21 protein-coding genes and 2 riboswitches are annotated in these 26093 nt (G+C 48.4%); of the genes, 20 read left to right on the forward strand and 1 reads right to left on the reverse strand.

Annotation, left to right across the window (positions count from 1 at the left end; genetic code table 11):
- Positions 1-124: 124 nt before the first annotated feature.
- The 7 genes from ACESTK_RS05415 to ACESTK_RS05445 all read left to right on the forward strand — a co-directional run bounded on the left by ACESTK_RS05415 (position 125) and on the right by ACESTK_RS05445 (position 12678).
- The gene (locus ACESTK_RS05415; RefSeq protein ID WP_195699179.1) at positions 125-1018 is read left to right on the forward strand and encodes a LysR family transcriptional regulator; all 894 of its coding nucleotides are present in this window, start codon (positions 125-127) and stop codon (positions 1016-1018) included.
- A 26-nt stretch (positions 1019-1044) separates the two neighbouring features.
- A complete protein-coding gene (locus ACESTK_RS05420) occupies positions 1045-1218 on the forward strand; it encodes a hypothetical protein (RefSeq protein WP_173736503.1) in 174 nt (57 codons plus the stop codon).
- 174 nt (positions 1219-1392) lie between these two features.
- Positions 1393-1468, forward strand: a riboswitch (cyclic di-GMP riboswitch).
- 126 nt (positions 1469-1594) lie between these two features.
- A complete protein-coding gene (locus ACESTK_RS05425; RefSeq protein ID WP_373119041.1) occupies positions 1595-2410 on the forward strand; it encodes a substrate-binding periplasmic protein in 816 nt (271 codons plus the stop codon).
- Complete coding sequence (locus tag ACESTK_RS05430) at positions 2394-4598, forward strand: ATP-binding protein (RefSeq protein ID WP_187564833.1); 2205 nt, start codon at positions 2394-2396, stop codon at positions 4596-4598. Before ACESTK_RS05425 ends, ACESTK_RS05430 begins: the two co-directional genes overlap by 17 nt.
- Positions 4576-6426 carry an ABC transporter substrate-binding protein gene (locus ACESTK_RS05435; RefSeq protein ID WP_173717291.1) on the forward strand — a complete coding sequence of 617 codons (1851 nt, stop codon included), beginning with the start codon at positions 4576-4578 and terminating at the stop codon, positions 6424-6426. The genes ACESTK_RS05430 and ACESTK_RS05435 overlap by 23 nt, the downstream gene beginning before the upstream one ends.
- Before the next feature lie 5 nt (positions 6427-6431).
- Positions 6432-9383 (forward strand): response regulator, encoded by a 2952-nt coding sequence (locus ACESTK_RS05440; RefSeq protein WP_173717290.1) that lies wholly within the window; start codon positions 6432-6434, stop codon positions 9381-9383.
- A 151-nt stretch (positions 9384-9534) separates the two neighbouring features.
- Positions 9535-9610, forward strand: a riboswitch (cyclic di-GMP riboswitch).
- A 200-nt stretch (positions 9611-9810) separates the two neighbouring features.
- On the forward strand, positions 9811-12678 hold the full coding sequence (locus ACESTK_RS05445; RefSeq protein WP_373119044.1) for an ATP-binding protein: 2868 nt from the start codon (positions 9811-9813) through the stop codon (positions 12676-12678).
- A gap of 158 nt (positions 12679-12836) precedes the next feature.
- On the opposite strand, the gene ACESTK_RS05450 is transcribed toward ACESTK_RS05445, so the two are convergent.
- Entirely contained in the window at positions 12837-13010 is a 174-nt protein-coding gene (locus tag ACESTK_RS05450; protein ID WP_173717288.1) for a hypothetical protein, read from the reverse strand.
- 264 nt (positions 13011-13274) lie between these two features.
- Between ACESTK_RS05450 and ACESTK_RS05455 the strand changes: the two genes are divergently transcribed.
- From ACESTK_RS05455 to ACESTK_RS05515, 13 genes are all read left to right on the forward strand, one after another.
- Positions 13275-14723: a ParB/RepB/Spo0J family partition protein gene (locus tag ACESTK_RS05455; protein ID WP_373119047.1), complete on the forward strand. Its 1449-nt coding sequence runs from the start codon at positions 13275-13277 to the stop codon at positions 14721-14723.
- A 283-nt stretch (positions 14724-15006) separates the two neighbouring features.
- Complete coding sequence (locus tag ACESTK_RS05460; protein ID WP_003020223.1) at positions 15007-15348, forward strand: hypothetical protein; 342 nt, start codon at positions 15007-15009, stop codon at positions 15346-15348.
- A complete protein-coding gene (locus ACESTK_RS05465) occupies positions 15348-16061 on the forward strand; it encodes an antirestriction protein ArdA (RefSeq protein ID WP_117820152.1) in 714 nt (237 codons plus the stop codon). Before ACESTK_RS05460 ends, ACESTK_RS05465 begins: the two co-directional genes overlap by 1 nt.
- Before the next feature lie 100 nt (positions 16062-16161).
- Positions 16162-16584, forward strand: a complete 423-nt coding sequence (locus tag ACESTK_RS05470) for a PcfB family protein (protein ID WP_333563004.1) — start codon at positions 16162-16164, stop codon at positions 16582-16584.
- The gene (locus tag ACESTK_RS05475) at positions 16571-18406 is read left to right on the forward strand and encodes a VirD4-like conjugal transfer protein, CD1115 family (protein ID WP_110104290.1); all 1836 of its coding nucleotides are present in this window, start codon (positions 16571-16573) and stop codon (positions 18404-18406) included. The genes ACESTK_RS05470 and ACESTK_RS05475 overlap by 14 nt, the downstream gene beginning before the upstream one ends.
- Before the next feature lie 95 nt (positions 18407-18501).
- Positions 18502-18714, forward strand: coding sequence for a Maff2 family mobile element protein (locus tag ACESTK_RS05480; protein ID WP_044963257.1), 213 nt, complete (start codon positions 18502-18504; stop codon positions 18712-18714).
- Between the two features lie 11 nt (positions 18715-18725).
- Complete coding sequence (locus ACESTK_RS05485; protein WP_373119050.1) at positions 18726-19592, forward strand: VirB6/TrbL-like conjugal transfer protein, CD1112 family; 867 nt, start codon at positions 18726-18728, stop codon at positions 19590-19592.
- 15 nt (positions 19593-19607) lie between these two features.
- Entirely contained in the window at positions 19608-20339 is a 732-nt protein-coding gene (locus ACESTK_RS05490; RefSeq protein ID WP_186867751.1) for a septation protein SpoVG family protein, read from the forward strand.
- Positions 20329-21108: a site-specific DNA-methyltransferase gene (locus ACESTK_RS05495; RefSeq protein ID WP_120041463.1), complete on the forward strand. Its 780-nt coding sequence runs from the start codon at positions 20329-20331 to the stop codon at positions 21106-21108. Before ACESTK_RS05490 ends, ACESTK_RS05495 begins: the two co-directional genes overlap by 11 nt.
- A gap of 2 nt (positions 21109-21110) precedes the next feature.
- Positions 21111-21680 (forward strand): MT-A70 family methyltransferase, encoded by a 570-nt coding sequence (locus ACESTK_RS05500; RefSeq protein WP_257319276.1) that lies wholly within the window; start codon positions 21111-21113, stop codon positions 21678-21680.
- 3 nt (positions 21681-21683) lie between these two features.
- Entirely contained in the window at positions 21684-22073 is a 390-nt protein-coding gene (locus ACESTK_RS05505) for a PrgI family protein (protein WP_015563852.1), read from the forward strand.
- Entirely contained in the window at positions 22030-24390 is a 2361-nt protein-coding gene (locus ACESTK_RS05510; protein WP_373119055.1) for a VirB4-like conjugal transfer ATPase, CD1110 family, read from the forward strand. Before ACESTK_RS05505 ends, ACESTK_RS05510 begins: the two co-directional genes overlap by 44 nt.
- A complete protein-coding gene (locus ACESTK_RS05515; RefSeq protein WP_373119058.1) occupies positions 24371-26089 on the forward strand; it encodes a C40 family peptidase in 1719 nt (572 codons plus the stop codon). Before ACESTK_RS05510 ends, ACESTK_RS05515 begins: the two co-directional genes overlap by 20 nt.
- The last annotated feature ends 4 nt before the right edge of the window (positions 26090-26093 follow it).

Genomic DNA, 26093 nt, shown 5'->3' on the forward strand with positions numbered 1-26093 from the left:
TGTGGCAAGTACAACGCCATATGGTTTTCGAGTACATAATACGCTTGACGTAGAAATAAGTAAAAACTATAATTGATATAACTGAAATAAACATATGATATGCCAAAAGAAAAGGAAAAATATTATGGATGTTAACTTCGAGTATTATAAGATTTTTTATTATGTGGCAAAATACCACAATTTTACCAAGGCGGCTCAGGCGTTAAACAACAGCCAGCCTAATATTACCCGGGCCATGAATTGTCTGGAACAACAGCTGAATACCACTTTATTTATCCGTACCAACCGCGGCGTACAGCTCACTCCGGAAGGAGAACGGCTTTATAATCATGTGCTAAGTGCAATGGAGCAGTTTCAGGCAGCAGAAGAGGAGCTGGCAGACAGCTCCGGATTATCTCACGGAAGTGTAGCCATCGGTGCCAGTGAAACTGCCCTCAATATTTTCCTGCTGGATAAATTAAAAAGTTTTCACATGACTTATCCGGGAATCCGGCTGAAGCTTTACAACCATTCCACACCGGAAGCCATTGAAGCTGTTAAAAGCGGAAAGATTGATTTTGCAGTAGTTTCCACTCCGGCAGAGGTGGATTCCCCATTGAAACAGATCATGCTCATGCCGTTTCAGGAGATTCTGGTTGGAGGCACTACTTTTACTGCCCTTGGCAGCCAGGAACTTTCCCTTCGGGAGGTAAAGAACTATCCGATGATTTCTCTTGGGCGGGAAACTATGACCTATAAATTTTACAACAGCGTATTTTTGTCCCATGGCCTGGATCTTTCCCCGGATACGGAAGCTGCCACTGCGGATCAGATCCTGCCTCTGGTAAAATGCGAGCTCGGGCTTGCCTTTTTGCCCCAGCCAATGGCTGCACCTTCCCTTTTGAAAAAAGAGATCGTACAGATTCCATTAAAAGATGAAATTCCGGAACGCCAGATCTGCCTGGTGTATGACAGCCAGCATCCTATGGGAGCTGCGGCAAGGGAACTAAAAAATACAATTGTATCCGGGCGGGGTTAAACCAAGTGTATGGAAAAAATTTTAGAATGCATTTTAATAATGCAAAAGATCCGGAAGTTGGCCCTATTACAGGCTGGCCGCCTCACAAAAACGTAGAAGAAAGTAAAAACGTAATAACCTATGATATTAATTCGGAGAAGCTGACAGAAGAGCAAAAAGAAGTTCCAAGGATATGGAACGATCTGAGTACAAATGAGTAGGAAACAGTAATGTCAATGCTGCGTGGACTTCGGAAGAAGGAGAACAGTTCGAGTATATGTATCGGCTGTTCTTTTTTTAATTTTTAAGTGTTAAAGCGGTGAGGTTTTTCTTGTGTAAAGTGGAGCAATGGAGTATAATAAAATAGGTTTTTTGCAGAATTTTAAAAGCTATAATAAGAAAATCGGCAAAACAGACGAAAGTCTGTGACGCAAAGCTATAGGGCCTGTAAAATGGCAGCCAGTTGCATGAACTGAGGTGCACTGTCTGTGAGACAGTGTTTTTTTACGGTGTTATTTCATAGACGTAACAATAATAATTTTATGGCAGGGAATCAGATATGAAAAATACGAGAAGGATAGTTAGGATAGACAGAAAATGAAAGGAAAAAAAGTGATTGCAGGCATTCTGCTTGCGGGAATTTTAGCAGTCACCCTGGCAGGGTGTAAAAACAAAGATAACACGAAAGAAGAAACTGAAAAGCCTGTTATTACCCTCGGAAGCGATAACTATCCACCATACAATTATCTGAATGAGGATGGTGTACCGACGGGTATAGATGTAGAACTGGCTACAGAAGCTTTCAAAAGAATGGGATATCAGGTGGAGGTTGTCCAGATCAACTGGGAGAAGAAAAAAGAACTGGTAGAGAGCGGAGAGATTGACTGTATCATGGGCTGCTTTTCTATGGAAGGACGTCTTGACGATTACCGCTGGGCAGGACCGTACATAGCAAGCCGTCAGGTGGTCGCTGTAAATGAGAACAGCGATATCTACAGCCTGAATGACCTGGAGGGAAAGAACCTTGCTGTCCAGTCCACAACCAAACCGGAAGGCATCTTTCTGAACCGGACAGATGAAAGAATCCCAAAGCTGGGCAATCTGATCAGCCTAGGACACAGGGAACTGATCTATACATTTCTGGGAAAAGGCTATGTAGATGCAGTCGCCGCACATGAGGAATCGATTGTTCAGTATATGAAGGATTATGATGCAAGCTTCTGTATCCTGGAAGAACCTTTGATGATCACTGGAATAGGTGTCGCTTTTGCAAAAGATGATGACAGAGGAATCTGTGAGCAGATGAGCCAGACTCTGGAAGAAATGCGTCAGGATGGCACATCCCTGAAAATTATTGGAAAATATCTGGATGATCCCCAGAAATATCTGGAGGTGGATGATCTTGGATATTAAGAGAAAGAAAAAAGAAAAACGAATCCAGCTGCTCGGTGGTATGATTGGAATCTGTGTGGCAGTAGTCTCTCTGTTTTATTTCTTTCATGCGGAGAAAACGGAAGCAGAGAAAAGAATGGTAGAGATTGTAAATTATGTCAAAGTGCAGTGTTCCACCTACACCCATTATAATGAATCTTCGGAATCCAAAAGCCTCCTCCGTGCTATTGAAAGTGCCAGACAGATGAGTACAAATATTAAAACGGAAAAAGAAAACGGCGGTCATCTAAGCCGGGAGTTCCTGAAAGAAAACCTGCAGACTCTCTGGGTGGATGGTATCATTGTACTGGATACAGAGGGAAAGACGGACTGCGAATACAGTACGGATGAGTCTCTGACTGATGAGATTACGGAGTATCTGCAAAAAGACATTATTATGGATTTTACCGGATATGAAGAAAGATCTTATTCAGAACGGTTTGCCAGGGAAGACGGATCCTATATTGATATTGCAGCCTGTGCCAGAAAAGATGCACCGGGTATTGTGGCAATCTACTATTACACACCTCCTGAATTTTCCAGAAACTATACACTGACGATACAGGGACTTTTAAATGGTTATAGTATCCAGAAAGATGGAACGATTATTGTCGCAGACGAGGGGATTGTTGTTGCCAGCAATGATGAGAGCCTGCTGGGGCAGAATACGGCTGACAACGAAGTTATTCAGGCAATGAAGAGACATACAGATAGTCAGCACATTTACCATTTGAAGAATGAAGGAATCGGATGTTACGGAATTATGCTGAAGCAGAGGGATTATTATATCTATGCGTATCTTCCGGATACAGAAGTGTTCCATAACCTTCCACTAAGTGTGATAAGCGTTATTTTTCTTTATTTTCTGATGTTTAGTATATTCTGGTTCTGGACATACAGAACCAATCTGGCACACCGAAAACAGGAACAGGAAAAAGATGAAAAATATAAAGAAGAACTTCTGATAGCAGCAAAAAAGGCAGAAGCAGCCAATGAGGCAAAAACAGAGTTTCTACAGCGAATGAGCCATGATATCCGGACTCCGATCAATGGAATCTGCGGCATGGTACATATGGCAGACTATTATGCAGATGATATGGAAAAGCAGACGGAATACAGAACAAAGGTGAAAGAAGCATCTAACCTGCTGCTGGAACTGGTAAATGAAATTCTGGATATGAGTAAGCTGGAGTCAGGCGAAATCGTTCTGGAAGAGATTCCATTTAATCTGAGCAGTATTTCAAGGGAAGTACTTGCTGTAATCGAGCAGATGGCTGCAGAACAGAATATCAGGATCGTGTGGGAGAAAAAAGAAATCACACACCGGGATTTTATTGGAAGTCCGGGGTATGTGAAACGGGTGATGATGAATATCCTGTCCAATGCGGTGAAATATAACAGAGAAAACGGACATATCTATATCAGCTGCATGGAAATCCCAGCCGGACAGCCAGGAATGACCACAATGGAATTTGTCTGCCGGGATACCGGAATCGGAATGACTGAGGAGTTCCAAAAACATATTTTTGAACCATTTGCACAGGAACACACAGGAAGCCGCACAAAATTTGCCGGAACAGGACTTGGGATGCCGATTGCAAAGAATCTGGTCGAGAAAATGGGCGGAGCCATTACCTTTGAAAGTGAAGAAGGAACAGGAACTACATTTGTGATCCGGGTTCCGTTCAAAATAGATATGAATGCGGATAAACGTGAAAAACAGAAGGATGTATCAGAAAAATCTATAAAGGGGCTGCATATTCTTCTGGCAGAAGATAATGAGCTGAACATGGAAATTGCAGAATTTATGCTCCAGAATGAAGGTGCTGAGGTGACGAAAGCATGGAATGGACAGGAAGCTGTTGAGCTATTCAGAAAAAGTAAACCTGGTGAATTTGATGTCATTCTTATGGACATTATGATGCCAGTTATGAATGGTTATGAAGCTACAAAGAAAATCCGTTCTCTGGACAGAGAGGATGCAAAGATGATTCCGATCATTGCAATGACAGCAAATGCATTCACGGAGGACAGACTGAGAGCTAAAGAAGCAGGAATGGATGAACATATAGCAAAGCCTGTTGATGGAAAATTATTAATAAATATAATTTATAAACTAATGAAACACAGTTTCAGGGGGAGTCATAATGAAAAAGAAAAAACGGAGTAAGTTACTTGCTGTACTTCTGGTGATGGCGACAGGCACATCACTTTTGTCAGGCTGCGGCAGAAAAATTGCAGAAAAAGAAGATGCAGAAACCATCACAGTGTATTTATGGAGCACCAGCCTGTATGATAAATATGCACCATACATCCAGGAACAGCTTCCGGATATCAATGTTGAATTTGTAGTCGGCAATAATGATCTGGATTTTTATAAATTTCTTGATGAAAACGGTGGATTGCCGGATATTATTACCTGCTGCCGGTTTTCCCTGCATGACGCAAGTCCGCTGAATGACAGTCTGATGGATCTTTCCACAACCAATGAGGCAGGTGCTGTCTATGATACCTACCTCAGCAGTTTTATGAACGAGGATGGCAGCGTAAACTGGCTTCCCGTGTGTGCAGATGCCCACGGTTTTGTAGTGAACAAGGACCTTTTTGAAAAGTATGAAATTCCGCTGCCAACCGATTATGAAAGCTTTGTCTCTGCCTGCCAGGCATTTGACGAGGTGGGAATCCGTGGCTTTACTGCAGACTATTATTACGATTATACCTGTATGGAAACACTGCAGGGTCTGTCTGCATCAGAATTGTCTTCTGTAGACGGACGCAAGTGGCGCACCACCTACAGTGACCCGGATAATACAAAGAGAGAAGGTCTGGATGATACCGTCTGGCCGGAGGCTTTTGAACGCATGGAACAGTTTATCCAGGATACCGGGCTGAACCAGGACGATCTGGATATGAATTATGATGATATAATTGAGATGTACCAAAGTGGTAAGCTTGCCATGTACTTCAGCAGCTCAGCTGGTGTAAAAATGTTACAGGATCAGGGCATTAACACAACATTTTTGCCATTCTTTCAGGAGAATGGCGAAAAGTGGCTGATGACGACCCCATATTTTCAGGTGGCATTAAACCGTGACCTGACACAGGACGAGACGCGCCGGAAGAAAGCAATGAAGGTACTGAATACAATGCTTTCAGAGGATGCACAGAACCGGATCATTAGTGATGGACAGGATCTGTTAAGCTACAGCCAGGATGTGGATCTTAAGCTTACGGAATATCTGAAGGATGTGAAACCTGTGATCGAGGAAAACCACATGTATATCCGCATTGCGTCAAATGACTTTTTCTCCGTTTCCAAGGATGTGGTTTCGAAGATGATTTCAGGAGAATACGATGCAGAGCAGGCCTATCAGTCATTTAATTCCCAGCTTCTTGCGGAAGAATCTGCTTCAGAGAATATCGTGCTGGATTCACAGAAATCCTATTCCAACCGTTTTCATAGCAGTGGGGGAAATGCGGCTTATTCGGTTATGGCAAACACTCTGCGTGGTATTTATGGGACGGATGTGCTAATCGCAACCGGAAACAGCTTTACGGGAAACGTGCTGAAAGCTGGATATACAGAAAAAATGGCAAGAGACATGATCATGCCAAACAGTCTTTCGGCATATAGCTGCAGGATAAGCGGGGCAGAACTGACAGAACTGGTCAGAAACTTTGTAGAAGGCTATCAGGGAGGTTTCATTCCCTTTAACCGTGGTTCTCTGCCTGTGGTCAGCGGCATTTCCGTGGAAGTCAAAGAAACGGATGATGGCTATACATTGAGTAAAGTTACAAAAGACGGAAAAAAAGTTCAGGACAAGGATACATTCACGGTAACCTGCCTTGCGATACCAAAACACATGGAAGCCTATCCCACAGATGAGAATATTGCGTTTGAGGGAGAAGACACCTTTGTGAAAGATACCTGGACAGGATATATTTCAGATGGTGATGCCATTCTTGCAGAACCTGAAGACTACGTGACTCTGAGGTGAGAAGAATGGATATTAAGAAGCATAACAAAGGCAGAGAAAAGACTGTTAGGAGAAAACGATTCCGGATCGCTGTCTTTACAGCTGTTTTACTGGGAATTGTTCTGATGGTTTTCCGATATTTTGACTTTGTGTCGAAAACTATTTATGAGGAAAGTGTTTCCCATCTGACGGAGGTTTTTCATCAGTCTGATAATATGTTAAGGGAATTGACAGATAAGAACCTGACTTATCTCCATATTTGGGGTGAGAATCTGCAGAATACCTCAAGCGAAGATGAAATCCGTAATTATATAAAGAATGCGCAGGAAGATGCCGGATTTTTGGATTTCTTTTTTCTGTCAGCCGACGGGAACTATAAGATGGTGACAGGGGAAACCGGGTACCTTGGATTACAGGAAAATATTGAAGAGGACATCCGGCAGGGAAATGATGTGATATCAAATGCAGCAGTTCCGGGAAAATCCCAGTTGCTTGTTTTTGCCACTCCCAAGGCTCATGGAAACTATCAGGGATTTGAATATGATGCCATCGCCATTGCTTATGAAAACTCTAATATCGTAGATGTACTGGATATTTCTGCTTTCAATGGAAATGCACAGAGTTTTATTGTTCATCCGGATGGCCGTGTTGTGATCGATCATTCTTCTGAGTTATGGGGGAATGTATATAATTTCTTCGGTGTTCTGAGAGAGCATTCTGATATGTCTGAAAAAGAGGTCAATGAGCTTTCGGAGAAGTTTAAAGCAGGACATACTGGTGCGATGCTGGTAAATCTGGATGGAAGGAACTATTATCTGGTCTATGAAAAATCAGATATTCAGGACTGGGTATTTCTGGGACTTGTACAGGCAGATATTGTCAATGCCAGTATGAACAGCCTGCAGAGCAGTACAATGCTTCTTGTTGGTGCGGTCGTGTTCTGTATTGCTGCTTTTCTTATCAGTCTTATTATTCAAAAAAGCAGGACAAATCTCAGAAGAAAGGATACGGAGATCCGGTACCGGGATGAGCTGTTTCAAAAGCTTTCAATGAACGTGGATGATGTCTTTCTGATGCTGGATGCAAAAACATATCAGGCAGATTACGTCAGCCCAAATGCGGAAAATCTGCTGGGTATTACGGTAGAACAGATTCGTAGAGATATTCGTGTTCTGGGAAAATTGCATCCGGCGGAACATGAAGATCCGGAGAAAAATTATCTGGAAGAAATCAAGGTTCATGAACAGCGAGAATGGGATTTTGAATATGTTCATCAGAAAACAGGGGAAAAACGCTGGTTCCATAATATTGCAATGGGTAGTGAGGTAAATGGAAAAAAGAAATACATCCTGGTTCTGTCGGACCGTACCTCGGACTGGAAAATGAACCAGGCACTTTCTGAGGCAGTCCGTGCGGCGGAGACAGCAAACAGGGCCAAGAGTACCTTCCTTTCCAACATGTCTCACGATATCCGGACACCAATGAATGCGATCATCGGCTTTACCACACTGGCTGTAAGCAATATTGATGATAAAAACAAGGTTCGGGATTATCTGGGAAAGATCCTTTCCTCCAGTAACCATCTGCTTTCCCTGATCAATGATATCCTGGATATGAGCCGGATTGAGAGCGGAAAGATCCATCTGGAAGAAACGGAGGTCAGTCTGTCGGATGTGCTTCATGATCTGAAGACGATCATCAGCGGGCAGATCCATGCGAAACAGCTGGAGCTTTATATGGATGCCATGGATGTGACAAATGAGGATGTCTATTGTGATAAGACACGACTGAATCAGGTGCTGCTGAATCTTTTGTCCAATGCGATCAAGTTTACTCCTGCTGGCGGAACCGTTTCTGTCCGGCTGAAACAGTATCCGGGTCTCCAAAGAGGCAGTGAACTGTACGAGATCCGGGTGAAGGATAACGGAATCGGTATGAGTCAGGAATTTGTACAGAAGATCTTTTCTCCTTTTGAGAGGGAGCGGACTTCCACTGTAAGCAGGACTCAGGGTACAGGACTTGGTATGGCCATCACCAAGAATATTGTGGATATGATGGGCGGCACCATTGAGGTCCGGACAGAGCAGGGGAAAGGTACCGAATTTATCGTCCGACTGCCATTCCGGACTCAGCCTGAGCACCAACGTATAGAGAAGATCATAGAGCTGGAAGGTCTTAAGGCTCTGGTTGTAGATGACGATTTTAATACCTGTGACAGCGTGACAAAAATACTTGTGAGGGTTGGAATGCGTTCGGAATGGACACTTTCCGGTAAGGAGGCTGTTCTGCGTGCACGACAGTCTATGGAGCTTGGGGATGCCTTCCATGCTTATATCATCGACTGGCGACTGCCGGATATGAATGGTATTGAGGTCACCAGACAGATCCGCAGTCTTGGTGACGATACACCGATCATTATTCTGACTGCTTATGACTGGTCAGACATCGAAGTGGAAGCCAGGGCTGCAGGAGTAACTGCATTCTGTGCGAAACCTCTGTTTATGTCCGATATCAGAGATACCCTGATGACTGCCATTGGCCAGAATCAGGCTGAGCAGGAGAAGCCTGTTCTTCCGGCGGCATGCTCAGATTTCAGAGGCAGATGTATACTGCTTGTGGAAGACAATGAGCTGAACAGTGAAATTGCGGTGGAGATCCTTAATGAATATGGCTTCCTGGTGGATACTGCAGAAAATGGGGCAGAGGCAGTAGAGAAGGTCAAGAGGTCGAAACCGGGCGGTTATGATTTGGTGCTGATGGATGTGCAGATGCCGGTAATGAACGGATATGAGGCCACGAAGCAGATCCGTGCCCTTAGGGATCCGGCACTGGCAGGAATCACCATCCTTGCCATGACGGCCAATGCTTTTGACGAGGACAGAAAGAAAGCGTTGGAATGCGGTATGAATGGATTCTTATCCAAGCCAATCGTTATAGAGGAATTGATCAGTACATTACAAAATAATCTGACAGATTAGTAATAAAAACCTGCTAAGAAGTTCGGTTAACAACTTTTTAGCAGGTTTTCAAATTATTTTTAAGCGTTAAAGCGGTGAGGTTTTTCTTGTGTAAAGTGGAGCAAGGGAGTATAATAAAATCAGTTTTTTTGTATAATTTTAAATGCTCTAATATGGAAATCGGCAAAACAGATGAAAGTCTGCGACGCAAAGCTACAGGGCCTGTAAAATGGCAGCCAGTTGCATGAAATGAGATGCGCTGCCTGTTTGGCAGCGTTTTTATCACCCGGGGCATTGCAGAGATGATGGAAATTACACAGCAGCAGTACACAGCAACAGGGATGAATGCACATATTGCAAAACCGATTGATATAAAAACAATACTTGCTGTTTTTGACCTGGTGTTTGGAACATCATAAAACACAAACGGATGAAGGAAATAAAAAATATGGATAAAAGTAGAAAAAAATCAGCCGTACTATTTGCATGTATATTTGTGGTCCTGGGAATGTGGATGATGTTATCGGTACACTGCCAGGCTGCTGAAACGAATAATGATGAAAAACAGCCACAGACCATCCGTGTCGGCTCATTTGAGGATACCTTTAATTATGTCGATAAAAACGGTGTCAGACGAGGTTATGGCTACGAGCTCATGCAGGCTCTGGCAGGTTATACCGGATGGAAATTTGAGTATGTGAAATGTGACTGGTCCAACTGTTTTGATAAGCTTGAAAATGGTGAGATTGATATCATGGGCGATATTTCTTACACCGATGAACGTGCACAGAAGATGCTTTTCCCGGATGAACCCATGGGTGAGGAAAAATATATCCTTTATGCTGATTTATCGGATACGGATATTGGGACGTCTGATTTCAAGTCTATGGATGGGAAACGTGTAGGTGTGCTCATGGGGACTGAGCCTGAAATCATGCTGACAGAATGGGAAAATAAGAATGGCATACATACAAAACATGTAAATGTGAATAGTGATGATGATGTCGAAAAGAAATTAGCGAATCATGAAATCGATTGTTTTGTATCTCTGGAGGAATCCATCTGGTCTGAACAGGGAATATCATCCGTTACCACGATTGGTAAATCCGGCATATATTTTGTAATAAATAAAGAGCGCAGCGATATCAAGACAGAGTTGGACTGGGCTATGCGTCAGCTGGATCAGGATAGTCCTTTTTTCAAGGCGGATCTGTATAAAAAGTATTTTACGCTTGATTATTGTCAAAGTCTTACAGGCGGAGAAAAGTCCTGGTTGGAAGAACATGATGGGATCCGGATCGGATTTCTGAGTAATGATGCGGCAGTATTTTCCCTGGACGAAGAGACTGGAAAATTTACCGGTATGCTGGCAGAATATTTCTCTTATGCCAAAGACTGTCTGGGAAATCAGATACTGGAATTTAATATACAGGAATATGATGAATATGATGAAATGCTTCAGGCTTTACAAGAACGAGAGATTGACATGATTTTTTATGCTGGCAGGAATCCATATTTTGCAGAAAAAAACGGATATACACTTACAAACACAGCCTGGACCTACAGCCTGATGGCGGTAACAGATGAGGAAAAATTTGATGAGAATAAGGTGTATACTGTAGCTGTGCCCAGGGAAAAATATGCCTTAAAACAGCATATTGCATTCAGTTATCCCCAATGGAAGCTTATAGATTGTGATTCGCTTGACGATGCAGCAGATATGGTCATTCATGAAAAAGCAGACTGTTTCCTCATGGGCGCAAGTCAGGCACTAATATATGATAACAGTCAAAATTTCAAGAGTATTCCACTTACAAAAACAATGGAGGCATGCTTTGCAGTTAGAAGTGGAGAGGGAACCCTCTTATCAATATTGAATAAAACCTTAAAGGCTATGCCGTCTGACATGCTTACAAGTGCACTTGCTATTTATGACAGTACAGCAGATAAGGTAACATTTTTGGATTTTGTAAAAGACAATATGCTTGCTTTTTTTGCTACGGCAGGATTTTTTGTACTCACTATCATTAGTATTATCCTCGTACTTTTACGGAAGGCAAGGAAAGCAGAAGCTGTCGCAAAGCTTGCTGCAAATGATACACAAAAGCTTAATGACAAGTTGGAAATCGCTCTGAAAAAAGCAGAAGAAGCTAATCTGGCAAAGACTCGTTTCCTTAACAATATGTCACATGACATCCGTACTCCTATGAATGCAATTCTGGGCTATGCACAGCTTATGGAGAATGAACTGAAAGGAAAGGATTTGCCTGAAACTTCAGAACATTTAAAAAAACTTCAGCAGTCAGGAAACCTTCTTCTGTCAATCATAAATAATGTACTTGATATGGCTCGGATTGAGAGCGGAAGGATGGAAATTGATGAGAACTATGGACGGATTGAGGATATCCGGCAGACTCTGTTTGAAATATTTGAGGATGAAGCAAAGAAAAAGAATCTTGCTCTTCATTACACAATAAATGTAGAACATGAAAATATACTGACAGATACTACCAAGGTAAAAGAAATATTTGTCAACATCCTGAGTAATGCCATAAAATATACTCCAGCCGGTGGTTCTGTTATGGTAGATATAGATGAATTACCCTGCGAGGAGCCTGGGTACATGATTGTAAGGACCAGGGTGAGCGATACCGGAATTGGTATGAGCCAGGATTATCTGTCAAAAATTTTCGAAGCATTCACTCGTGAACGAAACACCACGAAGAGCAAAATCACAGGAAGCGGACTTGGAATGTCAATCGTAAAGAAATATGTTGATCTGCTCGGTGGAACAATCGATGTGGAGAGTGAGCTTGGAAAGGGCAGCACTTTTACTGTAACACTGAAACACAGGATAGCGGATGAAAGCTATTATGTAAAAAAACATGCTGAAAATCCAGAATCCTGCAGTGAAATACTTGAGGGAAGGAATATCCTTTTGGCAGAGGACAATGATCTGAATGCAGAGATTGCAGAAGCAATACTTGAGCGTGCAGGTCTTAAAACAGAACGTGTGGAGGATGGTATCCAGTGTGTAAACAGGATAATGCAAATGCCGGTTGGAACATATGATGTGATCCTCATGGATATCCAGATGCCTAAAATGGACGGTTATAAGGCAACACAGGAAATCAGAAATTTACCAGATAAGGACAAGGCGTGTATACCAATCATTGCAATGACAGCAAATGCATTTGAGGAAGATAAGCGGGAGGCTATTGCAGCCGGAATGAATGAACATATAGCAAAGCCAGTCCAGGCTGATAAGCTGCTGTCAATATTATCAGAAGTAATAAGGCAGCAGGAAAAATATTAATTGCATGTTATACTAATGGAGTGCCACTCTGGAAAATTGCATAGGACTTTTTTCTTTAAAGAGCGCTTTAACAATTTAATCTTTGAAAGTACCACGATATAAGAATGGGGAGGATTCCCTCCCCAAAAATATTTTTTCAGAACTTACATAAGTTCCTTTCAGATGCCATGATATGACCGGTATTCCAGGTACATTTCAATCATATTTTTTCTTACTGGAAGGTCTGTTTGTTTGAGAATTTCGCTGATTCCAGTAGCAGAATATCCATTTTTCCATAATAATTCAGCCGCACACTCAATCAGGAGTTGTCTGGATTCTTCACCTTTTTTCATTTCGCATTTCCTCGTTCAGTCTGGAAAACAGATGTGTAAGTGCAAACATATGATTACTTCCTATTAGGAACACTGTAAATACAAGGCTTTTCGGAGCCTACAAATCAGAAAAAATAATATTTGATCTATCACATTACGCAAAAAGCCGTCCGGCATGAAAAACGGGCGGCTTTTTTGCGTGGATAGACGGAAAGGAGGCACAAAAATAACTACAAAATTTTAGCGTTCAAATTTGTGCAACTTTAACGAAAAGGAGGATCGTAAATGGCCGATGAAAAACTGAACACAGGCCCTGCGGAGAATACTTCCCCGGAGGCCGCCGGGCCTATCACCACACCTGAACAGGCCGCAGCGTCTGAGCCCCGGCAGGAACATACCGGGCCTACCATACCTGAGCCCGGCGATGTGGTTGTGTCCTTTGACAAAATCAATGAGCTTATGGCGGAAAAGAGGCAGAACGCCCGCGCCGAAGTCGAAAAGGCGGAAACCCCCGAAACGCCAGAGGCGGCAGCCCCCGGAGGAACACCGCAGCCCGCCAATACGGAGGAACCGAAAAAGCCGCGCCGTGGCCGTCCGCCGAAAGCGGAAAAGGCCGCGACTGAAAATCAGAAAGCGGAGAAATCGGCCGGGGCACGCAAGGGCCGCCCACCCAAGGCGTATAAGGCGGCTCCTGACAAGCCCAAGCCGTCCAAACGAGACAAAGTGTCCCGAAGTGACGGAAAGGCCCCGGATGCCAAGGAGCCCATTAAGCCCGCACAGGATATGGCACTGAAGGAAACTGCTGCTGTGGAACAGACGGCTCCCGAGCCGACTACACCGCCCCGCCCGATTGAGGAAGGCAAGCTGGTTTATCTGAAACTTTCCGAGGTTCATCCGTTTCACACATTCCGTCCGCACCCCTTTAAGGTACGGGACGATGCGAAGATGCAGGAAATCGTTGCTTCTATCCGCGTAAACGGTGTAATGGTTCCCGGTCTTGCCCGCCCGGAGAAAGACGGAAACGGCTACGAAATTGTAGCGGGCCATCGCCGTACCCACGGCAGTGAGTTGGCTGGACTGGAGGAAATGCCCTTTATCGTCCGTGAAATGACCGACCACGAAGCGGTACAGGCCATGAAGGACAGCAACAAGCAGCGTGACGGGATGCTCCCCAGCGAATTGGCCGCGCTGCTGGAACTCGAGGTTGAGGACATCAAGCATCAGGGCGGGCGGCTGAAAGGTGTTGCGGAAGGCGATGTCGGGAAACGCTCGGTTGAGATTGTAGGCGAGGCGCATGAAATGAACTATAAAAAGGTCATGCGCTACTTGCGGCTCAACTCCCTTGTGCCGGAGCTTCTGGACAAGGTAGACGATAAAAAGATGGGCTTCATGCCTGCCGTGGAGCTGTCCTACATCAAACCGAAAAATCAGAGGCTTATCGCTGTTTCCATTGACGGGGAGCAGGCTTCGCCCTCGCTGGCCCAGGCTAAACGGCTCCGGGAGCTGGATAAGGAAGGCAAGCTTAACGGCGATGTCATTGACGGTATCTTATCAGAACAGAAAAAGGAGGATCGAGGTGTGATTATTTCTACTGCGGAACTGGAAAAGTATTTTGGCAAGGAGGTCACTCCCGCCAAAATGAAAGAACAGATTATGTCCTTGCTGGATGACTGGAAAGAAAAACAGCCGCCGGAGCTGGCAAAAGCCCCGAAAAAGCAGGAACTTGACAAGTAACAACTTCGAGACACTTTGTCCCGAGGGCCCCGCCCTCGCGCAGAGGCTCTGGTGGTATATATCCCCCGTCGCCGCCTGTTTTTTAGTACAGCCGGGAGTGGGCCGTCAAGGGTGCAGCGCACCGCCGTTTTCGGCGGCTCGCCCTTGACGGTCTGCCCCGGCTGTGCTATTTCCCCGGTAAGCGGCGGGGGTATATCCTCCAGAGCCGCCCCCTTTCCCAAGACTGGGAAAGGGCGTGGGGTTTGGGTTGAACTTTCTTATTAAAATATCGGAGGTATGAACGATGAAACGACCCCTTGCTTATATCACCGCTGCATGGCTCGGCGGCGATAGCGAAAACGCAGAACTGGCGGCGCAGTATTGCCGCACCGTGTATGAGGCAGGCTTTTCTCCTATTTGCCCGCCCCTGTACTTGCCCCTGTTTCTCAATGATGCTGTTCCCGAGGAGCATAAAAGCGGCATCGACATGAGCCGTGACCTGCTCCGCCGTTCTCATGTGCTGGTTGTCTGCGGGCACAGTATGACCGAAGCCATGAAAAATGATATTGCCGTGGCCCAGCGGCTGGGAATTACGGCAACAACCCTTGAGGGCATCCTGACCGTCAAGGGACAGGGCCGCCGCTGATGGCAACCCTGTTTGAAGCCTACGTTACCAACGCCGGAAAGTACAGCGAGGGCCAGCTTGTGGGTGAAACACTGAAATTTCCCACAACCGCCCAGGAGGTGGAGGCTCTCTTGAAACGGATCGGCGTGGATGGAGTCCGCTATCAGGAAATTTTTATTACCTCTTTCGATGGGGATGTGCTGGGGCTCTATGACCATTTGAGCGAGTATGAAAATCTGGACGAGCTTAATCATCTGGCCTGCCTGCTTTCCGAGCTTACCCCATCGGAGCTGGAAACACTGGAGGCCGTCCTCGACAGCGGCGATCACTGTTCTTCGGTGCGGGACATCATCAATCTGACACAAAATCTGGACTGTTACGGCTTTTACCCCGGCGTATCCGATGAGGAAACGCTGGGGCGTATTTATGTGGACGATCTGGAAATGTTGGATGTGCCGGATCAGGTAAAACCGTATTTCGATTATGAGGCGTATGGCCGGGATGCCTGCATCCACGAAAACGGCCATTTTGCCCCGGGCGGCTATGTTGTCAAAGAAAGCGGTCATTTCGTGGAAGTGTATCACGGCTTGCAGGATATTCCCAAGGAGCATAAGGTATTCTCTTTCCCGAAGCTCTCTATCCGGGAGCAAATGGCCGCTTATCAGGAAATCATAGACGGTTCTTCTTTGGAGGGCTACCGTCAAATGCAGAAAAAAGACCGTGGGGATCGGTGATGGCACTTCGAGACAAATTGTCCCAAGGAAGGAGGCGGTGTAACTGATTGATGAAGATATTTCCCGGCGCACGATAGCCATATCCGTAAAAACAACCAAGCTGACGGCGCGGGGACTGGCGTATGTGCTGGGCATGGTGGGCCGGAAGATCCGCAAGGCATACCGTGGGCGGCAAGTACCGCATGGAAAACAAAGTGTGCGAAAGCTCATGGCCCACGGTACAGCCACCAACAGCATTGAGCTATCCGGGGATGCCAAGTCCTTTGACCGCGTGGCCCGGAAATGGAATGTAGACTATGCGTTCTATAAAACCGGGCCGGACAAATACCTGCTGTTTTTCAAGGCTGGACAGGCAGACGCAATGACCGCCTGCTTTTCTGAGTATTCCCGGAAGGTGTTAAGCAAAGCAAAATCGAACCGTGTTCCCATCCGGGAACAACTGCAACAGGCGGCAGATCAGCTTTCCAAAGAAAAGCCGAAGCAGAAAGAACGTGCAAAGGAGGTGGCCCATGAGGACAGATAAGATCAGAAAATATCTCATTCCGAACATTCCCTATCTGTTCATCCTGTGGGCGTTCCTCAAGCTGGGAACGGCCTACCGGCTGGCAGCGGGTAACGATTTTGCACATAAGCTCATCGGACTGGGCCAGACGATTGGCCCGGCCTTTGCTGACTTTGCACCCGGTCTTGCCCCGCTGGATTGGCTTGTTGGTATTGTAGGCGCAGTTGGTTTCCGGCTGCTGATCTATTTCAAAAGCAAGAACGCTAAGAAGTTTCGGCGGGATGCAGAATACGGCAGCGCCCGGTGGGGAACGGAAAAAGACATCAAACCGTTTGTTGATCCAAGGTTTGAAAACAACGTGATTTTGACCGGGACGGAGTTTCTCACGATGAACACCCGCCCGAAAATCCCCGCAAATGCCCGAAACCTGAATTGCTGCATTATCGGCTCATCCGGCTCCGGCAAAACTCGCTTCTGGCTCACGCCCCAGCTTTTACAGGCTCATTCCTCTTATGTGGTGGTCGATCCCAAAGGCGGTGTGCTGGGACAGGTCGGAGCTTTCCTGCAAAAACGCGGATACAAAATCAAGGTATTCAACAGCATAGATTTTTCAAAATCCATGCACTATAACCCGCTGGCGTATATCCGCAATGAGGCCGATATTCTGAAATTCGTGGATGCCCTGATTTCCAACACAAAGGGCGAAGGCAAGGAAGGCGATCCATTCTGGACGAAATCGGAAACGCTTTTATACTGCGCCCTGATTGCCTACATCATTTTCGAGGGGCCTGCCGAGGATCGGAACATGAATACTCTTGTGGATATGATTTCCGGCATGGAGGTCAAGGAGGATGACGAGGACTTTATGAACGCGGTGGACTATATGTTTGCCGGGCTTGAAAAGCGCAAGCCGGATTGCTTCGCGGTCAAACAGTATAAAAAGTACAAATTGGCCAGCGGCAAGACGGCAAAAAGCATTTTAATTTCCTGCGGTGCGCGGCTGGCTCCCTTTGACATCCCGCAGCTTCGTGAAGTTATGGCCTATGACGAATTGGAGCTTGACCGCATCGGAGATCGGAAAACGGCGGTATTCTTCATCATTTCCGATACCACGCAGACCTACAACTTTTTAGTGGCACTTGCATTTTCGCAGATGTTCAACCTCCTGTGTGAACGGGCGGACAATGTTCACGGTGGCCGCCTGCCGCACCATGTACGGGTGCTGTGGGACGAGGCAGCCAACACGGGACAGGTGCCCCAGCTCGAAAAGCTGGTCGCGGTCATCCGCTCCCGTGAGGTGAGTTTGTGCTTGTTGTATCAGCAGTTGGCACAATGCAAGGCCATTTACGATAAGCACGCCGAGACAATCCTCGGCAACATGGACAGCGTGGTGTTCCTTGGTGGCCGCGAAGCCAGCACCATCAAGGAAATATCCGAGAACTGGCTGGGAAAAGCCACAATCAGTATGCAGACCGACAGCCGCTCCCGTGGTCAGTCGGAAAGCTACAGTCAAAATACCCAGCGGCTGGGCCGGGAACTGATGACCCCAGCCGAACTTGCAACCATGCCGGGAGATAAATGTATTTTGCAGCTTCGGGGCCTGCCCCCGTTCTTTTCTCCCAAGTATGATCTGAAACGGCATCCGAACTACCGCTATACGGCGGAGGCCGATAAACAGAAAAACGCTTTTGACCTCGACAGGCTCATTAACCGCCGCAGGCGGCCCGGTCTGAACGAGGCGTGTACGATGTATGAGGTGACTGTGCCGGACGATGCACTCACGGAAGAGGACGAGGACATCCTCAACTATGATGACATCGACGATCCAGACGCCTTTGCATAAATGCTTCGAGACAAAGTGTCCCGAAGTTTGTAACCTGCCGCCTGCATGGGCGGCTTTTTTGTTACCGGGAAAATCCCGGAGAAATGGAGGCTTATATGGCATTTTTCTCATCTGCAATCGACACTTTACAGACCCTCGTTATCGCTCTCGGCGCTGGCCTTGGCGTATGGGGCGTGGTCAATCTGCTGGAGGGCTACGGCTCGGATAACCCGGGCTCCAAGTCCCAGGGCATGAAGCAGCTCATGGCGGGCGGCGGCATCATCGTCATTGGCACCACACTGATCCCTCTGCTGTCTGGCCTGTTTTAAGGTAGGCGCTTATGGATTTTCTCACCGACTGGCTCACAAACTGGCTCAAAGAGCTTCTGATTGGCGGGATCATGGGAAACCTCGAAGGGCTTTTTGATACCGTCAATACCCAAGTCGGAGAGATTGCGGCACAGGTAGGGACTACCCCGGCGGCGTGGCACGCCGGGGTTTTCTCCCTGATCCGACAGCTTTCCGAAACGGTGATCCTGCCGATTGCCGGAATGGTGCTGACCTTTGTTGCCACTTATGAGCTCATACAGATGCTTTTGGAAAAGAACAATATGCACGAGGTTGACGTTGCGAACCTCTATAAATGGATGTTCAAAACAGCCTGTGCAATCCTGATCCTGTCAAACACATTCAATATCGTTATGGCCGTGTTCGATGTCTCGCAGAGCGTCATCGCGCAGGCAGGCGGGCTCATTCAAGGCTCTACCGATGTTTCGGCGGATATGCTTGCTGAACTGGAAACCTCGCTGGAGACGATGGACTTAGGGCCGCTGTTGGGGCTGTGGCTGCAGTCTGCGCTCATTGGATTTACGATGAAGGCGATGGGGATTATCTTTTTCGTTTTGGTGTATGGCAGGATGCTGGAAATCTATCTGCTGACCAGTCTGGCCCCCATCCCCGTTGCTACGCTTTCCAACCGGGAGCTTGGCAGCACCGGGCAAAACTACATCAAGTCCCTGTTTGCCGTGGGCTTTCAAGGGCTGCTGATTCTTGTATGTGTTGCAATTTACGCGGTGCTCATTCAAGGCATCGCAACAAGCGGCGATCCCATCGGGGCGATTTGGGGAACTGTGGGCTACACGGTTTTGCTTTGCTTCATGCTCTTTAAGACCGGGAGCATTGCCCAGCGTATCTTTGGCGCTCATTAACAGGAGGAGGTGCTTATGCCGAGAAGATACGGGGCGGATGGAACGCGCTTATGGAATGGAAAAACGCCGGAGGAGTTTACTGAAGCGGACGCTTACCGCTTTATGGCGGAAACGGAGGCCGTCCTGCAAAGAAAAGAGCTGATGGACGACCCCGCCCAGCCTGCTCCGGCAAGCGGAAAGGAGGAATTTTATCTGAGTAAGAAAGATGATGTATTGCTGACCCCGGAGCAGATTGCTGCGGAGGAGCGGCGCTGGCTGTTTGATGCTCCCATCGCGGAGCTTGCAGAAGTCAAGGGCGTTAGCATTGATGAGGCAGTAAAAATGCGGACAGATGCTGTCTTGCAGGAGGCGGTTGTTCCGATCACGGTATCTGTCCGTCCGATTGAGCCGCAGGGTAAACTGATCGGCTTCGCCAGCGTCAATTTTGGCGGTGTGGTCATCGACGATTTTAAGGTTGTGGACGGGAAAAACGGAATTTTTCTCGGAGCTCCCTCTAAACCCGATCCTGCCAGCCGGACGGGATACCGGGCTACGGTTCGGATTCCTGACCGCGCCACACAGGAGCGGATTAACGCGGCTGGTGTGAAGGCGTATCATGCGGCGGTGGAACAGCTTGTTGCACGGGCCCAGGCGGTACGGCCTGCCCCGATCAAGGAGCAGATGGCCGAGGCCGCGAAACAAGCTGGAAAAGAAAATGCCGCCCGGCCTGCACCTGCCAAAGCAAAGGAGGCCCGCAATGACCGATAGCCGCACTTTGGGACAACGTGTCCCGAAAGAGGGCTTGTTTCTCATGGACGGCATCGAGGGCTTGCGTTCTTTGCCAAAACATAGCGTGGATATGCTGCTGACTGATCCGCCCTACGGCACAACCCGGAATTATTGGGATGTGCCCCTGCCGCTCCCGGAGCTGTGGGAGGCGGTGAAATGGGCAGTCAAGCCGAATGGCGCAGTGCTGTTTTTCGCACAGTGCCCCTTTGACAAGGTGCTGGGCGCATCCAACCTCGCCATGCTCCGCTATGAGTGGATTTGGTACAAGGAGCGCGGAACGGGCTTTCTCAATGCAAACCGGGCTCCACTGAAAAAGTCCGAGAATATCTTGGTGTTTTACCAGAAGTCCCCGGTCTACAATCCGCAGTTTACTTATGGCAAGCCTTATGCCCGCGTTCATTCCCGAAGCGGTACAAGCTCCAACTATGGGAAATTTGAACGGCAGGGATCGGAGTCCAACGATGGCCGCCGCTATCCCGGAAATGTACTTTTTGTGCCTACGGTGTCCGGCGGCATCCACCCCACGCAGAAGCCCGTGGAGCTCTGCGAGTATCTGATCCGCACCTATACCCACCCCGGAGAACTGGTCGCGGACATTTGCGTTGGCTCCGGCACAACCGCGATTGCAGCCATCAACACAGAACGCCGCTTTGTATGCTTTGAAACGGCCCCGTCCTTTTATGCCGCCGCCAGTGAGCGCATCCGTGCGGCGCAGGCAGTAAAAAGCTCCGGCGAGAAAGGAGTGTAATTATCCAACAGTATTCTATCATTTACGCCGATCCCCCTTGGCGCTACTCGGCTAAGAAAGTACAGGGCGCGGCGGAAAATCATTATCCAACTATGAGCATTGAGGATTTATGTGCGTTGCCTGTGGCTGATCTTGCAGCCCCGGACAGCGCACTCTTTTTATGGGCTACTTTCCCGCAGCTCCCGGAGGCGCTCCGGCTGATCGAGGCTTGGGGCTTCACCTACAAAAGCGTTGCTTTCGTCTGGCTGAAAAAGAACAAGAAGGCGGATAGCTGGTTTTACGGCCTTGGCTTCTGGACAAGGGGCAATGCAGAAATCTGCCTGCTGGCAACCAAGGGACATCCAAAGCGGCAGGCTGCCAACATTCATCAATTCATCATTTCCCCGATTGAAGCCCATAGCAAAAAGCCGGACGAGGCCCGCGCCAAAATCATTTCCCTGATGGGCGATCTGCCCCGCGTGGAGCTCTTTGCCAGGCAGACCCCGCCCGGTTGGGCTGTATGGGGGAATGAAGTAACACCAACCATCCCGGACTTTGGGACACATTGTCCCGAAGTGCAGAAAGGAGTGTGATCTATGCCCTATGTAAACGTACCAAACGATTTATCCAAAATCAAAACAAAGATGGCTTTCAACCTCACCAAACGCCAGCTTGTCTGCTTCGGCAGCGCGGGCGCAGTGGGGATTCCGGCCTATCTGCTGACCCGTGGCACTCTCGGCAATACCGGGGCGATGTTTCTCATGCTGGGAATTATGCTCCCGGCGTTCCTGCTGGCCATGTATGAAAAGGACGGCTTGCCCTTTGAAAAGGTTGTGCGAAACATCATCCGGGCCAAGTTTCTAAGGCCGGGAATCAGGGCCTACCGAACCGAAAACATTTATGCGCCCTTTGCCGGGCCGGGCGCTGGAAAGGAGGATGTGATTGAAAAACACAAAGAAGAAAAACGGAGCCGTCGCCAAGGGTAAAGGCCGGGCGACCCTGTCTGCTCAGCAGACAATCCCGTATCTGTCCATGCACCCGGACGGTGTGTGCAAGCTCCCGGGCGGGCTCTATACAAAAACCGTGGAATATGAGGACATCAATTACTCCGTGGCATCCACCGAGGATCAGACTGCCATATTCAGCGGATGGAGCTCATTTCTCAACTACTTTGACAGTTCGCTGCCGTTCCAGCTTTCCTTTATCAACCGCCGTTCTCATTCCCGCAGCCGCTATCAGGTCAATATCCCGAAAGCGGCTGACAACTATAATAGCGTCCGGGACGAGTTTACCGGGATGCTGAAAAATCAGATTGCCAAAAGCAATAACGGCATTGAACGCTCAAAATACATCACCTTTGGCATACCCGCCGAGGGGATTGCGGAGGCACGGCCCCGTCTGGAGCGTGTGGAGGCTGATGTCATGGGAAACTTTAAGCGGCTGGGCGTTCCCTCGGAGCCTATGGACGGGCGGGCCCGCCTTGCGCTGCTTCATAGCCAGATGCATCCGGGGAGCCGCGAGGCGTTCCGCTTTTCGTGGAAAGACATCCCGCAGACCGGGCTCGGCACAAAAGACTTTATTGCCCCGGACAGTCTCGACTTCCGCCAGTCCCGAACATTCCGTATCGGCCAGTATTGGGGCGCGGTGTCCTACTTGCAGATTATGGCATCAGAGCTTTCGGATAAGCTGCTGGCGGAAATCTTGGAGCTGGATGCAGAAATGACTGTGACCATGCACATTCAGACCGTGGATCAGCTCAAGGCAATCAAGACCATCAAGGGGAAAATCTCGGACATCGGAAAAATGAAAGTAGAGGAACAGAGAAAGGCTGTGCGCTCCGGCTATGACCCGGATATTCTTCCCCCTGACCTGATCACATTCAGCAAGGACGCAGCGGAGCTTTTGGCTGATTTGCAATCCCGCAATGAGCGAATGTTTCTGCTGACCTTTACGGTGGTAAACCTTGCCCCTACTCGCCAGCGGCTGGAAAACGATGTGTTTACCGTGGGCGGCATCGCGCAGAAATACAACTGCGCTCTACGCCGTCTGGACTGGCAACAGGAACAGGGATTTGTTTCTTCGCTGACCCTTGGTTACAACGAGGTAGAAATCCAGCGCGGTATGACAACCAGCTCCACAGCCATCTTTATCCCTTTTATGACAAGAGAGCTCCGCATGGCGGGGCAGGCCCTCTACTATGGCATGAACGCACTTTCTCACAATGTCATCATGGCTGACCGCAAAAAGCTGAAATCAGCAAACGGGATGTATTTGGGCTCTACGGGCTCCGGAAAGAGCTTTGCCGCAAAGCGCGAGCTCTTGAATGTGTTTCTCACCATCCCGCAGGATCGGATCATCGTGGTTGACCCGATGGGCGAATACGCTCCGCTGGTGCGAAGGCTGGGCGGCCAGGTGATCGAGATTGCCCCGGACAGCCCGCACCACCTCAATCCGATGGATGTGGAGCTCAATATGGCCGCCGGAGAAAGCCCGCTTTCCATGAAGGCGGATTTTCTTTTATCCCTGTGCGAGCTGGTGGTCGGCGGCAAGGAAGGCTTGCAGCCCATTGAAAAGACGGTCATTGACCGCTGTGTGCGTTTGGTGTACCGGGAACAGGCGCTCGGACTGGAAACCGCAAAAACACCGCTGTTGCAGGATTTGTACGAAGAGCTCTTACGCCAGCCGGAGCCCGAAGCCCGGCGCGTGGCAACTGCCTTAGAGCTTTATTGCACAGGCTCCCTCAATCTCTTTAACCATCCTACCAACGTCAAGACGGACAGCCGTGTGGTGTGCATCGTTCTGAAAAACATGGGCGAAAACCTTAGAAAGATTGCAATGCACATCACAAATGAGTTTGTTTCGCAGGCGGTGGATCAGAACTTCCACGAGGGTGCGGCGACTTGGTGCTACTTTGACGAGTTTCATATCCTGCTCCGCGATCCGCTGACAGCCAGCTACTTTGTGGCAGTCTGGAAAATGCTGCGTAAAAAAGGATGTGTGCCGTCTGCTTTGACGCAGAACGTCAAAGACCTTTTGGCCAGCCGGGAAATCGAGAACATTCTGGACAACACGGATTTTATGATTCTGCTTTCGCAGGCGCAGAGTGACCGTACCATTCTGGCAAAACAGCTCGGTATTTCCGAGCATCAGCTTTCCTATATCACACACAGCAATTCCGGCGAGGGGCTGTTGTTCTATGGAAATGTGACCATTCCGTTTGTGGATCGGTTCCCTCGCGGAGAAATCTATGACCTGCTGACTACCCGCCCGGAGGATATGAAGAATGAAACGAAAAACGAATAAGACCAAGGAGGAGGCTTGGTCGCAGACCGCCCACGCCCCTGACGGGGAACAGCCCGGGCCGGAGGCTTCCGGCACTTCGGGACAAAGTGTCCCGAAGTCCAAGTTCCGCAAAAAGAGCCAGCAGGAACAGGCTGCGGCGGCAAAGCTCCGCATGGAGTCCCAAGGCGAAAAGCTGGAACAGGCCCGGGAGAAGCTGGCGAAGCAAAAGCCGCCGAAAAAGCCCGGCCCGGTAAAACGCATAGGCCGTGTTGCCAGCGGTTCCGTTCACAGCTTCGTGCATGGCAAGATTTTTGAAGTGGAACAGGAAAATGTCGGCACGGAAGGCGCACACCGTTCTGAGCTTGTGGGAGAAACCGCGCTGCGGCATGGCTCTCGCTTTGTGCGCCGTAAAGTCCGGGAACATCCGGCAAAAGTGGTACGCAAGGCCGAGGCCCGCTATACCAAGTACACGGCGGACTACCATTTTCACACCGCCGCACAGGAGCACCCGGAGCTGACGAAAAATGCCCTTACCCGCTACTGGCAGAAGCAACGGCACCGCAGGCAATACCGCAAGCAGGCAAAGGAGGCTGCAAAGCAGAGCGCGGCTGCGGCTGGGAAAACTGCCACAGCCACAGAACGCCTGACTGCCCGGGCAGTGGAATTTGTCAAAAGTCATCCCGCAGGTGCCGTGATTGCGGTGCTCTGTGTGTTACTCCTGTTTGCTATGCAGTCCTGTTCCTCTACCATGCTTATGCTGGGGAACGCCGGGGCCGGTGCATTAGGAGCCAGCACCTATCCTTGCGAGGATCGTGATATGCTGGCCGCCGAAGCCGCCTATTGTGCGCTGGAAGATGATTTACAGCATTATCTGGACACCTATGAAAGCACCCATGACTATGACGAATACCACTTCGATCTGGACGAAATCGAACATGATCCCTATGTGCTGCTTTCTCTTTTGTGTGCGCTCCATGAGGGACAATGGACAATAGGCGAGGTACAGGGAACGCTGCAAATGCTCTTTGACCGCCAGTACATTTTGACCGAGGATGTGGTGGTGGAAACCCGGTATCGCACGGAAACCGACACATGGACGGACGAGGATGGCAACTCCCATACGGACACCTATCAGGTGCCTTACGATTATTACATCTGTACGGTCACGCTGGAAAATTTTGATTTGTCCCATGTGCCTGTATACGTTATGGGTGAGGATCAGCTTTCCCGGTATGCCATCTATATGGCAACGCTGGGAAACCGCCCCGATCTGTTCCCGGATTCTCCCTATGTGAACAAGTACATTACCGGGAAACCCGGTGACTACGAAGTGCCCGGAGAATATCTGGACGATGAAACCTTTGCTGCGATGCTTGCTGAAGCGCAGAAATACATCGGCTATCCCTATGTGTGGGGCGGCAGTTCTCCCGCCACTTCCTTTGATTGCTCGGGGTACGTTTCGTGGGTCATCAATCACTCCGGCTGGAATGTGGGCAGGCTGGGAGCCCAGGGGCTCTATAACATCTGTACGCCGACCAGCTCTCCCAAACCCGGTGATCTGGTGTTCTTCAAAGGCACCTATGACACGCCGGGCGTGAGCCATTGCGGGATTTATGTCGGTGACGGGAAAATGCTGCATTGCGGAGATCCCATTGGCTACGCAAATTTGAATACAAGCTACTGGCAATCTCATTTTTACGCCTACGGGCGTTTACCGTGACAGG

This window comes from Ruminococcus sp. Marseille-P328 (assembly GCF_964249465.1).
Lineage (GTDB): Bacteria > Bacillota > Clostridia > Lachnospirales > Lachnospiraceae > Blautia_A > Blautia_A faecis.